The sequence below is a fragment of the Roseibium algicola genome, from assembly GCF_001999245.1.
Classification (GTDB): domain Bacteria; phylum Pseudomonadota; class Alphaproteobacteria; order Rhizobiales; family Stappiaceae; genus Roseibium; species Roseibium algicola.
In genome coordinates this window covers 4,124,905-4,136,797 of sequence record NZ_CP019630.1, presented here as the reverse complement: position 1 = coordinate 4,136,797, position 11,893 = coordinate 4,124,905, and the positions used below count along the sequence as shown (strand labels likewise).

At 54.6% G+C, this 11,893-nt stretch carries 8 protein-coding genes and 1 tRNA gene; 5 read left to right on the top strand and 4 right to left on the bottom strand.

Annotated elements, in window-relative coordinates; all coding sequences use genetic code 11:
* The first annotated feature begins 157 nt into the window (after positions 1-157).
* Positions 158-1,336: a tRNA 2-thiouridine(34) synthase MnmA gene (gene mnmA, locus B0E33_RS19050; protein ID WP_077292094.1), complete on the top strand. Its 1,179-nt coding sequence runs from the start codon at positions 158-160 to the stop codon at positions 1,334-1,336.
* Between the two features lie 114 nt (positions 1,337-1,450).
* Positions 1,451-1,527 (top strand) — tRNA-Met (locus B0E33_RS19045).
* Here the strand turns inward: B0E33_RS19045 and B0E33_RS31305 are convergent.
* The gene (locus tag B0E33_RS31305) at positions 1,484-3,115 is read right to left on the bottom strand and encodes a recombinase family protein (RefSeq protein WP_077293461.1); all 1,632 of its coding nucleotides are present in this window, start codon (positions 3,113-3,115) and stop codon (positions 1,484-1,486) included. The two genes, B0E33_RS19045 and B0E33_RS31305, sit on opposite strands and share 44 nt — an antisense overlap.
* Before the next feature lie 688 nt (positions 3,116-3,803).
* Between B0E33_RS31305 and B0E33_RS19035 the strand changes: the two genes are divergently transcribed.
* On the top strand, positions 3,804-3,998 hold the full coding sequence (locus B0E33_RS19035) for a hypothetical protein (protein ID WP_156912439.1): 195 nt from the start codon (positions 3,804-3,806) through the stop codon (positions 3,996-3,998).
* A 146-nt stretch (positions 3,999-4,144) separates the two neighbouring features.
* On the opposite strand, the gene B0E33_RS19030 is transcribed toward B0E33_RS19035, so the two are convergent.
* Both B0E33_RS19030 and B0E33_RS19025 read right to left on the bottom strand, forming a co-directional pair.
* A complete protein-coding gene (locus tag B0E33_RS19030; RefSeq protein ID WP_077292093.1) occupies positions 4,145-7,447 on the bottom strand; it encodes a DEAD/DEAH box helicase in 3,303 nt (1,100 codons plus the stop codon).
* A complete protein-coding gene (locus B0E33_RS19025) occupies positions 7,440-8,228 on the bottom strand; it encodes a hypothetical protein (RefSeq protein WP_077293459.1) in 789 nt (262 codons plus the stop codon). Before B0E33_RS19025 ends, B0E33_RS19030 begins: the two co-directional genes overlap by 8 nt.
* A gap of 246 nt (positions 8,229-8,474) precedes the next feature.
* On the opposite strand from B0E33_RS19025, the gene B0E33_RS19020 reads away from it, so the two are divergent.
* Both B0E33_RS19020 and B0E33_RS19015 read left to right on the top strand, forming a co-directional pair.
* Positions 8,475-9,809 carry a DUF4365 domain-containing protein gene (locus B0E33_RS19020; protein ID WP_077292092.1) on the top strand — a complete coding sequence of 445 codons (1,335 nt, stop codon included), beginning with the start codon at positions 8,475-8,477 and terminating at the stop codon, positions 9,807-9,809.
* Complete coding sequence (locus B0E33_RS19015; protein ID WP_077292091.1) at positions 9,802-11,262, top strand: argonaute/piwi family protein; 1,461 nt, start codon at positions 9,802-9,804, stop codon at positions 11,260-11,262. Before B0E33_RS19020 ends, B0E33_RS19015 begins: the two co-directional genes overlap by 8 nt.
* A gap of 322 nt (positions 11,263-11,584) precedes the next feature.
* Here B0E33_RS19015 and B0E33_RS19010 read toward each other — a convergent pair whose 3' ends face one another.
* Positions 11,585-11,893: a DUF736 domain-containing protein gene (locus tag B0E33_RS19010; RefSeq protein ID WP_077292090.1), complete on the bottom strand. Its 309-nt coding sequence runs from the start codon at positions 11,891-11,893 to the stop codon at positions 11,585-11,587.

The window sequence follows — 11,893 nt, the reverse complement described above, 5'->3', positions numbered from 1 at the left end:
CGGGGGAAGCAATTGGCAGCCGCTCTCCTTATCTGTATAGTGCCGCCAACTTTGAATAGGGCCCTTGATCGCCGCCCGCCCGGCAGGGCGTGGAAGGCTCGGGACAGACAACCGCCCCGTCTGCGCGATCGGCCAAAAACTTCTGGAAGTACACTGGATGCGAAACAGTCTGGATCTGCCCGGCCGCCCGGAAGACACACGCGTTGTCGTCGCCATGTCCGGCGGGGTCGACAGCTCGGTCGTGGCCGCCCTGATGAAGGCCGAAGGCTACGACGTCATCGGCGTCACCCTGCAGCTTTATGATCACGGCGCCGCCGTCAGCAAGGCGAAGTCCTGTTGCGCGGGCGTCGACATTCATGATGCCCGCCGCGCGGCCGAAACCATCGGCATTCCCCATTACGTGCTGGATTATGAAAGCCGGTTCAAGGAACAGGTCATGGACCGTTTCGCCGACAGCTACATCGCCGGCGAAACCCCGATCCCCTGCGTCTCCTGCAACCAGACGGTCAAGTTCACCGATCTCCTGAAGACCGCGAAGGATCTTGGCGCCGATGCACTGGCAACCGGCCACTATGTCCGCTCCGCCCAGCAGGGCAACAAGCGCGCGCTTTTCCGCCCGGCCGATCTTGACCGCGACCAGAGCTATTTCCTGTTCGCCACCACGCAGGACCAGCTCGATTTCATCCGCTTTCCGCTTGGCGGCATGCCCAAGTCGAAGGTGCGTGAGCTTGCAGCCGAATTCGGCCTGACCGTCGCCAACAAGCCGGACAGCCAGGACATCTGCTTCGTGCCCAACGGCGATTATGCCGAGGTCATCCGCAAGCTGCGCCCCAATGCGGCCGAACCTGGCCAGATCGTCCATATGGACGGCCGCGTGCTGGGTGAGCACGACGGCATTATTCACTACACCATCGGCCAGCGCCGCGGCCTTGGCGTTGCCACGGGCGACCCGCTCTATGTGGTGCGCCTCGACCCGGACGAGCGCCGTGTCGTCGTCGGCCCGCGCGAGGCACTGGCGACCCGCACCATCCTGCTGCGCGAAATGAACTGGATCGGCGATCAGCCGCTGGACGAAGGCGACGAGATCGAGCTCTTCGCCAAGGTCCGCTCCACCCGGCCGCCGGCACCGGCCACCTTGCGCATCCTGAACGGCAAGGCGTTCGTGGATCTTGCCAACGGCGAAACCGGCGTCGCCCCGGGCCAGGCCTGCGTCTTCTTTGATACGGATGACGAAACAGCCCGTGTTCTGGGCGGTGGCTGGATCCACAATACCGAACGCACGGGCGACTGGGCGATCGATTTTCCACAGGTCAAAGCCCCGGTTTCCGCGGCCTGAGGCCAGACAAAAAACTTTGCGGCCGGACGCCAATTCAACGCTTGACGCCCGCCCGCCGCCTCACTATAAGCACCCCACGTCGCGCGGGCCACCCAGGCTCGGATCGCACGGGATGGCGGAGTAGCTCAGCCGGTTAGAGCAGCGGAATCATAATCCGCGTGTCGGGGGTTCGAGTCCCTCCTCCGCTACCATCGATCCCCCCGACGCTTTCACGCCGTTTGGATAATGTCCCTCTCCGAGAAGTGCGGATAGGCGACCTTTGACTTCAATCTCAACGGCACCAGGTGCTGACGGGTCACGATGCACCGTGACTGTTTCGACAAGGTCGCGCATCGCCTCAGCGCACTCGCTATCCCCTGATCGTATTCCCTCCGCCAACGCTTTCTGAAGCGTCTCGAGCTGCTGCTCATAACGCGACAGAATGCCAGGATGGAGCGACACCACTTCGTATGCAGGAGGAGCCTCCGCGAGCTCTGCCAGAATATCCTCACGCTCGTAGTGAAGCTCCGTCGAGCGAGGACCAATCACATTTGGGTCCCCAATACCTTTCGCCAAATGATCGACAAGACGGTCAATTTCACGCTTGAGCTGAGCAGCACGGCGTTCCAGTCTGCTGCGCTTCGCATCGGCCTCTGCGGACAGTCGCTTGCGTTCCTCATGATAGGTTTTCACATATTCTGCGAGAACCTTCGGCTGTTTCATCTCTGAACTCAGGCCCGCTAGCACCGCGGATTCAACTGTGTCCAAATAGAAGGTTCTCGGATCCGGGCACGAATTGCTCTCCGTCGATGCCGAACACCTGATCCTGATGCGGTCAGACTTGTCCCTCCCCTTCGTCGACATGCCCGAACCACATACGCCGCACCTCAACAGTCCTGAAAGCATATGGCGAGGTCTGCGCTGAAGGTGTGGCTGGTCTTTTCCGCGTTCCTTCTTCCGGGCCTGAGCCTGTTCAAAAAGCTCAGTCGATATGATTGCAAGATCCGGCACATCGGCTGATTGCCATTCTTCTTTTGGATTAGGGCGAGAAATCCTCCGGCCGGTATCCGGGTTCTTCACCATCCGCACTTTGTTCCAAACGAGGCGACCGGCATACAGCTCGTTTTGCAATATGCCCGTTCCACGCTGAACATTGCCATTGATTGTGGACGCATTCCATTTAGAGCCGCGAGGCGCGGGAAGGCGATCGCGGTTCAAGTCATGTGCAATGTCCCGGGGAGTTCGACCAGCAACATACTCTTCGAAGATGCGACGGATGGTTTGAGCTTCTTCTTCGACAATTTTTCGTTTGCCAGGTTCGCCGGGAACAGGGGCATATCCGAAGGTAAGCCCTCCTGCGTTTAAGCCGCTCCCCACTCGACCAGCTTGGCCTCTGCGGATCTTGTGCGCATTGTCCTCACGATAGAGCTGTCCAACCAACCCGCGAAGACCAACAAGAACGGTGTTGGCAACGCCCTCATGTACGGCCCGAATTTCGATATTCAGAAACGACAAGCGTTTGTGCAGGCCGGCAAGATCCTCCATGTCGCGTGACAGACGATCGAGAGCCTCAACGATCAGCACATCGAACGAACCATCCCTGGCGGCGTCCATCAATTGCAGCAGACCGTCCCTACCGAATATGGAGGCCCCGGATCTGGCCCTGTCTTCAAAGGTTCTCACAACAGTAAGTTGGTGTTGCTCTGCGTGCTTTCGGCAAAGAACAAATTGGTCCTCGACAGATCGCTCATTTTGCAGGTCTGTTGAAAACCTTGCATAAATCGCTGCTCTCTTTGTCATCACATGCGCTCCTCGCCAACTCGCGCGCATGGTCTTCCCGAGCAGCCTGACGTGCCAGCACCCGCGCAAGTTTTAGAATCGCACTGTCAACACCAGAGCGCAAGCCATCAGGCCGTTTGGCGCAACGTTGCAGATCAGCAGCGTCAATGCCCGCGGCTCGAAGTGGTAGGCACCTGTGACTTCGGAAAGGTTGGTTCCTTTTTGACATCCCCTTTCCAAGCAGTTCTTAAGCGGAAAAAATACATATTGAGATGCAGCTCAAGGCAAGGAAGGCGCTTCCAAGCAGGAAAAAACTAGACCTCTTTGGCAGATGTTGGTGACTCGTTGTCTTTCACGAGATTTTTCGGTTGATCATGCATAAAGCCGTATTACTTGCGCGCGGCGACGTAAGGCGCCTGTATTCGTGCCGCCATTTCAACCAAACAGCGGCTTGTAACCAATATCCAGAACCGGCTAATCGCTAAATGCCAGACGAAAGACCGAGGTGCGGTTGCCGCGCTACGCTGACTAACTGCGCGTGATCATTGTGATCACCATGTTGCTGATCATCATGCCAATGATGGTGCCGATGGTGCCGGCGTTGTAAATGTGGTGAGGTGCAGGCTCCCGTGCGGTTTACCCCCCCCTTGGTCCGGCCCCGGTGAGGAGGGATGGTGGGGAAATTCTAACTTTTGCGTATCTGAAATACGTGACAGTTAGAAATTTGATCTATCTCGTCGGCGAAAACCTCGACAAGACCCGTGCCCACTATCAGGCCGAAACCGGCAAGATCGTGCAGCTCATTCGCGGCATCTATGTCGATGCCGACGCCGATGCTGACGCCAATGTGCTCCGGCATGCGATCCGGATCGCCACCTATCTCTATCCGAGGGCCTACCGTTAATTGCGTGTGCGAGAGGAATTCCTCCAATGTTTGAAAGCAGTCATTCAAGGTCCATGAGGCAAGCTCTGTCTGGCAGCAGCGAGGTTTCAAATGCTACAAATCGCAGTAGTTGAAACAAATCGGCGCAGTCGAATATCGCCGCTAACCTAGATCAAATCTGATAAATCTCTATCGTTGAGTTCAGCGTTTGACGCGGCTTCAACACGAGCCTCTAACGCTTCAATTGTCTCTCCTGGACTTGCTGCTTTGAGGTACGTCACTACGTTCGAGAAGTTTCGATGAACTTCACGCCGCGACCATTTTGCAGACCACATGAGAGTGTTGAAGGCTGCCATTTCAGCACTCGCGTATCCTCGCCTGACACAGCGATTGGCGTGTATCAATGCCGGGACTTGCTCGACCGGATCGCTGGATTGCATGTTGATGTGACCCTGCAGGATTTGGAGCGGAGCGCCCAACAGGTGCGCCAAGTCTGGAATAATCCGGATTACAAATTTACGTGCACTTGTGCTGCGCTTTTTGTCCCGGGTCTTGTCAGAGAGTTCCTTCTGAATCTCGATCAGAGGCGCGCCACCCATCCACGCTTCAAGTGCGGCACGTAGCTTCGGAAGGGCATAGTCCGCCCGACTCTGATCATCTTTCAGCTTCTTGAAATCGTTCCCGAACAGGTATTCCAGACCTTCCGGTTTGATCACGCGAGGCATATGTTCGGGCTTCGCGAGCATCCAATCGAACATCCAATTGCACAATTCTGCGACAGATGTGAAACTCTCAAAGCCCCGATCTGAAAGTGCGCTGGCCAGGTCCTTTAGAACATCTTCCGGCATGCCCAACATCGAAGCGGTATTGCGCAGAGTGATTGCCTCTATCGCCAAGTCTTCATCATCGGTATTCAGCAATGAAAGCGCTGCGGCTGTCCTACTTTCGACCCAGTCCTCCTCTGCCTCCAGACATTTCCGGTAAGCCGCAAAGCTTCGCGCCAGGCCGAGGCGAACATCCAATTGCCCATCTTCACCGTGTTGGGTTTCCGCTAGCCGGGCAACGACATATTTTTCCAGGTCGCCAGCGTCGGTTGCGTTGTCGTGTATGCGATCCATCAACGCTGTGAAGGGATCATTCAGAACTAAGCATTGATCTGATTGCCCGAAAATATCTCGAAGTCTTGTCCATCTGGAGCCGATCTTGTTTTCATCATCGTCTAAAGGGACTAACCGCCCAGGGACGACCAATACGATGCCCGTTGCGTTCTCACCGGCCCTGCCGGCACGACCAGCGGCGTTGAGCAGGTCTTCGGGTTTCAAGAGATCCTTGCGCCCGGATGCGGTATCGTACTGGCTATCTTCTGCGATGATGACAAGATCGGCCGGCAAGTTCATGCCCTGACCGAGGGTCGGTGTCGCGGCTAGTACCGACAGCGCCCCTTTCCGCTTGTAGAGCGACTCGGCAAGCTGACGTTCCTCGGGAAGCAACTGTCCATGATGAGTTGTCGCCCGGGACGTAAGCTTACCATCTGTGAGTGTCAGATAGAGTTGTTCAGGATCGCCCATTTCATCAACTGCAACTTCGTAGGCTCTCCGTTCCGATTCATTCAGCTCGACATCGCAAACATCGAGGGCAATCCCTGCCTTGTCAGCTATTGAAACTGCATTTGGGATTGATTGCGAAAACACAAGCGTTCTCAACCCAGCGCGTGCGGCCGCCGCTGCAACCGAAGACGCAACAACGCCCGAATTCGGGGTAAGCTTCCAAAACTTGTTTGTCGATAACTGCAATGCCTCATCGAGTAGGGGCACAAGAGCATAATCACGTCTGACCTGGGAAGCCCAGGTTTGCTTGACGCTGAAAAATGCGTTTGGCCTAACCGTAAGTTGGCGCCCAACAGCGGCTGGAACCCCGCCTTTTGGCTTTTTACGTCGCTCGCTTCTCAGCAGCTTGTGAAGCTCCGCCAGTCTCTTTGCGTCATAGACGATGCATCCCCTCAGCTGGCGTGTGGGTTTCCAAGCATTGTCCAAAGCCAGAGCTGCCCTACCTGTCAGCTCCGCAAGCCATCCGCTCAGTTCCTCACTGTTTTTCATCATGGCTGAAAGCAGTACGATGTCAGCGACGGGTGCGACCCGCGTGAAGCCTAAAATGCAAAGCATTGCGTCAATCGCGCGCCGGTCCCCATCGGTGCTGGGATGCATCAGATGGCATTCGTCGAAAATCAGGAGACCTACATCCTCAAACCGCTCGGGCTCCATATGAGTAGAAAGCAGACAAGCCTCCGGCGTCATGACCATGAGATCCGGCAATTCCTCGTCACCACCAGAGAAGCCAAACTCATCTGTGCGTTCTCCTCTGACGGAAGCGCGCGGAAAAGCATTGCGCAAATCTCGGGTTGTTTGGTCTACGAGGGCGTGGGTCGGTGCCAAAAATACCGCTTTTCGACCCGACAACAAAGTGGCGTGAATCTTTAACTGAGCCGTCGTCGATTTTCCTGCGCCTGTTGGGAAACCGATGGCCGATGATGTTCCGTTCTCAAGATAGCCGCGGTTTACGGCGTCCTTGTGATTCCGCCATAGATAAGGGCGAGTTTTGGCCACCGTTTTCATTGCTTCGGCCCAGCGATCTTTGGGCACGCCATCTGGAGGAGGAAGATTCACCACAGCCCCATCCAAAAGTGATGATCCGACAGCAATCAGGAGGCTCGCCAAATGAAATGGGCCCGGAAACACAGCAATAGCGCCTTCACCAAAGAGCTCCGTCACTTCCTCGTGGCTAGGTGCTGCCAAATCTTTTACTTCGGCGAATACTGCAATTGGATCGACCATGCCCCTTATCCGTCGCCCCTGCAGTACGAAGGCGAGAGCCCGAACTCCTCTTAAAATACGATAGTAGAGGGCGGCATTTGCGCGCTCACCGCCCGTACCGGTAACGAGCTCATCTTGTGATGGCCGTTTGCGCTCCCGGATGCGGCCTACCTGACCATTGGCCAGCATGATTAGGTGAAGAATGAGTTCTGATTGAAGCCTGTCGCCTGTAGGAATGCGCATAGCCGTGGCCGCTTCTGCAGCATCTGCCGAAGCCTCAGCTACGAGAAAGAGCAGCATCGCAGAAACATCTGGGCTTATTCCATCAGGCCTTAAGTAAGACGCTGGTAATCCCGCTTCTCTCAGAGCAGTAGCCTGATGAACCAGTTGATACGCACTAGCCGCGACAAATCCGGCGGCTGCCTTGTTTTCTCGATCTGGATTTACAACGACCAATGCCTCATTGGTCTGGGCAAGGCGTCGTGCGAAGCGAATGGTCGCGACGAGTGATTCAATACCGTCGTCGCCATCACGCAACGTAACCCGTGCCGATACAATTTCAGCAAATGCACGCGCGAGACGATCCGGTAACGCATCTCGATCCAGATCAGGTAATTCGGGAGTAGAACGAATGAGAGCGGAAGTGTCTGGATCATACATATTTGGCGGCCTCCGCGGCGTCGATTTCTGCGAGCGCTTTCTGTGCCAGATCATTTATCCACTTGCGCACGTTTTTGAGAAACAGCGTTTCCGCGCGTCGCCGATCAACGTTACCCAAGACTTTCGTCTCATAGTCTTTGAACAGACGTTTGCGCCCCTTTTGGGAGGAATGATTTTCGCCGACAGTTACGGCGACACGGTACGCTCTTTTTTCTTCCCACAGGATGTTTGCCACCGTATGGTCTGGATCGGGGTCACCGGATCGGTCCAATAGTGACGTAACGGATGCAACAAGCTCATTGTCTCGCGCGCCGGTCTCGAACTCCTCAAACTCCGGCCATACCGCCGATTGGACCTTTTGCCTGGGGTGCTCGGTCGCTTTCTCTTCGCAGATAACCACACGGGCAATGCCATCACCGTCAAACTCGATGATCAGTCCATCGAGCCCCTTGTCCGCCATAATCATCTGAGGGGCGCGGATTAGTGCTTCATCGTCGAAACGATGCGCTGCAATCCAAGCGATAACCTGAAACACCCAACCGTCCCGGTGGTAGCTCTTGTCACCTTTCGCAACGCTCAACAGCTTCCTGGCACCGTCGAACCCCCCTTTAGGATAGCCATGTGGCAAATCACCTGTAGCCCGCAAAACACGTTCTACGACCCTCGATTGTCCGATGGCTACACGGGCAATCAAAGCTGCCAGTTCGTTCTCATCCTCAATCGTCCAGGTTGATCCGGACCAACAGTCTTTTTCTTGTATCGGAGTGATCGTGACCGGCATGTTCATGCGACCTTAGAGGTTTGCGGGTTCGACCGGGTGGTGGACCGGCTGAATCCGACTTGGGGTGATGTGGCATTCAAACCCTTCCACTTCGCACCGGTACTGTTTTTCTCTGTCATTTTGTCGCTCGTGCTTCGGCCGAATACGCTGCAAAAGATATCGAGCGCCCAGAGAACCAAATGCAGGCTACGCGAAAAAGTTGCAACCCTTGTAGGATTTGTTTCTGAAATGTTCTATTAGGTGGATATGTCAAAAAGGATCACAGATAGTCAACTCATAGGAGAAATCGGCGAGTCAGCCGCCAAGACCCGTTTCTTAAATATTGGATTTCAGTTCGATGGGCGATCGCGTCTGGAAGCGGGCATAGATGGTATCGCTGAGGTCATGGACGATGGAACGCCTCTGGCGAAAATGATCGCTGTACAGGTCAAAGCCAGAGACAAGGCGAAATACTCCAATGAGACCGACGAAGGTTTTACTTATTTGCTTCGAACCGAAGACCTTCACTATTGGCGTAATTCAAATCTGCCTGTCATCCTGGTTTTGTATCGCCGGTCCGATGAAACCTTCTACTGGAAGGAGATACCGAATGCGTTCAGCGTGGATGAGCGAAAACTGGTCTTTGACAAAAATGCGGATCTTCTAAACCATCAGTCGGCCGACAGCCTCGCCCAACTGACTGTGCCCAAAGCCGGACATGGCTACTATGTCCCACCTTTGGGTGGCGGCGAAGAAGCCCTGGTGAACATGCTTCCAATCAAGCTACCTAACGAAATCTTCGTTGCGTCCACGCCGTACACATCAAAACAAGCCATGGCGATCCTGTTTGATGGAGATGAATCGCCTCGTTTTGATTGGGCCATAAAGGGTCGAACTTTCTGGTCATTCCATGACCCGCGAGAAGAATGCACCGCGCAGATCGTGGATGAGGATCAGGTTGAAGCAATCGAAACATCTATGATCGCGTTTCACGAAGACATCAATGAGCAAAACAATTTCTCTTTTTTGCTGAAACAAGTCCTACGACACCAGTTTGGTCGCGATTTGGGATGGGACAAAGAACGGAAAATTTTCTACTTCCTGGCGGAAGTCGAGAATCAAAGTCGAGTGTTCAAATATCAGTCCACGGTGAACCGGGCAGAGGCTGATGTCGTCAACGCGGTCAAGGATAAAAAGGACGAAGACAGGATCGCCTTTGTTCGTCACCATGCATTCTCCGCTCGGTTCGAATTGATGCTTGACCAGTGGTTCCTGATTTTGAGTCCAACATATCATTTCACAACCAATGGATTTATCCCACATTCATATCCGGCCGCACTTTTGGCGGGGAAGAAACGTCTCGACAACAACGCGTCTCTCCGTGGTCAGGTGATCATGTGGCATCGCTTCCTGTCTGGCAGCGAGGTGCCCAAAGACGATCTTTTTGGATCGTATCACTCAGGTGAAAAGTACCTCGGGTTCGGCCCGCCCCCGTCTGTCAGCTTGCCCACAACAGTCCCCGAAAAGGCCTGGGCATCGTCGAAATCCAAGAAGGGTAGTGAGTCAGAAGACGATTTGCTGGAGGGACTTCAGCTTGACTGAATTTACAGGCAAGATTTTTGATGAGCCATTGCTCGAATTTGGAGACAGGCACAGTCATCCTGACCCAAGGTTGGGTCTGAGTGATGCCGGTCCACATCAGACGTATGTCGGTGAGGTCATCAAGATTGGCGTCGTCGGTAGTTCAAAGACCATTGAAGATGCCAAGGCTTTTATGGAGGCAGCAACGGACGGGTTTGAGGGCAACACACAAAAGCACCCAAATCTTCACCCGGATTTCCCGGGACTGAAGAACCAAAACCCCTTCAGATGCGGGTTCGAAATTGGCGAACATTCAGTTGAGGCACTTTCCAAGTCACAGATCGACAAGGTGATCAAAGAGCCGGACCACAATAAGGCGGTCGAGTTGGCTGTGGAGATGATCTGCGAAAGGCTGCAGGTTCTGGAAGATAGCGGAGATCGACCTGATGTCGCCATGGTCGCTCTCCCGGTACGACTGATCGAACGGGTTTGGGGAGCGAAGGTCGAAGCGAAATCCACCACCGAGAAGGAAGACAGCGGCGGATCAGACGCACCGAACTTTCGCGGATTGCTCAAGGCCAGGGCAATGCCCTTGAACTTCTCCATCCAGATTGTCTGGGAGGATGTACTTGACGACACGGCGAAGATACCTCGAAAAATCAAGGAATCTGCCGATCGCAAGATACAGGATGAAGCAGGGCGCAGCTGGAACCTGCTAACAACCCTTTACTACAAGGGCAGTGGCCGTGTTCCGTGGCGTCGACAACCGCAAGAGGGGGAGTACAAGGCTTGCTACATCGGCATCAGCTTCTATCGAGACATTGATGGTCAGCAGCTTTGGACGAGTGCGGCACAAATGTTCGACGAGCGCGGCAAAGGGTTCATTTTGAAAGGGGGGCGAGCCCAAACTGAATCTCGGGGTAAGCACCCCTATATGGAGCAGGAGGACGCCTATGAGCTCGTCAAGAACGTTCTGAGCGCGTACCGGGCGCACCACAAGCACTATCCAGCAAGAGTCATCATCATGAAGACATCGCGTTTCCGCGATGAAGAAGCAGATGGGTTCTTGGAAGCGCTGGACGAATGTGGCGCAGAGCTGCGTGACCTCGTATGGGTACAGGAGCACTACTCAGCGAAAGTCCTTCGCGATGGAGACTATCCTGTCCTGCGCGGAACCTTCATCGATCTCGATGGAAAGGGTTTGCTCTACACCAATGGGAGCATCCCCTATTATGGGACCTATCCAGGTCAGTATGTCCCCAACCCCCTGCTTCTATGTCCGCATGAATCGAGCGAAAGTACCGTTACGCAGATCGCAGACGAAGTGTTTTCGCTGACAAAGATCAATTGGAATTCAACGCAGATAAATCAGAAACTGCCCATTCCAATCCGGGCCGCACGGAAGGTCGGCGAGGTGCTCAAATACCTTGGTGAGGGACAATCAGTAAGCTCGGACTACCGAAAGTACATCTGAGGAATTACTAACTTGAGAGCTATTTGTCTTGGCAACAAAATGAGCACGATAGCTCCACCAAAGTCGAAATTAGCTCAGGGGTCAGTTCGCAGACCCGACCCAAAATATCAGTTGGTACGCGCTGACGTTGGTTGGTGATCTGCCTAAGAGTTTGCGCTCGCAGCGAAAGGTCGGTCTGGTGGGCCGCACAGCGACACTGCTATGGATAGATGAACGGAAGGTTCGGGCCGGAATCGTCACCACAACTAGGGCCAATGAATGTCAGCTATTCGCGATCGGATCACGTAAGCCGACAGTCTTTTCACAGCCCCAAACTTGCCTATCATCCTTCCCGCCTGTTCCACACCAAGAACGCCGTGCCTTCTTCCTCAAAAAGGGCCGCTCGGATCGGATTGGAAAAGCTCGGATCGTCCAACAGCACACTTAGGTACTCTCTGGACTGGTTGTCATTGGTTTTCGATTTCCACGCAGCGCCAAGTTCAGCGGGGCCGGCATAGACCCGGAAATCTGGCGCACCTTCAGAAGCTTTCTTGTCATTGGCGACAATGCTGGCTTTAACGTTGATGGTCAGCGTTCGGATTGTGCCCATGTAGCCGTCTTTACTGGCGGTGAAACTGCCGATGGTCGCCAT